Genomic DNA, 547 nt, shown 5'->3' with positions numbered 1-547 from the left:
CAATGATCCTGGTCGTGGCGACGCTGGTTCTCTTGCTCGGGCTGGAGCGCATTACCAAGCGCGCTACCGGCTCGTAGGACTTTCCCGAGTCTCAGCCCTGCGCCGGCCTGCGTTCGACGATGTAGATGTGGTCTGCCGCCAGCACCACGTCGCCGCGCTGGTTGATCACCTCGCACCGCTCGATCACCCGTCCTGAACCCGGCCGCTTGGGATCGTCTTCCTTGACCGCGATGGTGGTGCGCGTGCGGATTGTGTCGCCGATGAACACCGGCTTGATGAAGCGCAGCCGGTCGTAGCCGTAGGAAAAGGCGACAGGGTTAACGACGCTCGCGGTCAGCCCGATGCCGACGGAGAACACCAGCGTGCCATGCGCGATGCGCTGGCCGAATGGCGTCGTCTTCATGTACTCGGCGTCCATGTGGTGCGGAAAGAAATCGCCGGTGTGGCCGGCATGGACGATGAAGTCGGTCTCGGTGATGGTGCGGCCGCTTGTTAGGCGCGACGCGCCAATCTCGTAATCCTCGAAATACTTGATCTGTTCCATCAG

1 protein-coding gene is annotated in these 547 nt (G+C 62.3%); it reads right to left on the bottom strand.

Annotated features, from left to right (window positions below; genetic code table 11):
* Positions 1 to 91: 91 nt before the first annotated feature.
* Positions 92 to 547 carry a MaoC/PaaZ C-terminal domain-containing protein gene (locus ENZ75_RS33760; RefSeq protein ID WP_063167538.1) on the bottom strand — a complete coding sequence of 152 codons (456 nt, stop codon included), beginning with the start codon at positions 545 to 547 and terminating at the stop codon, positions 92 to 94.

Source organism: Mesorhizobium sp. M7A.F.Ca.CA.002.04.1.1 (assembly GCF_004022805.1).
Lineage (GTDB): Bacteria > Pseudomonadota > Alphaproteobacteria > Rhizobiales > Rhizobiaceae > Mesorhizobium > Mesorhizobium ciceri.
Note: the sequence above shows the minus strand (reverse complement) of the source record. Positions and strands in the feature narration are given on the sequence as shown.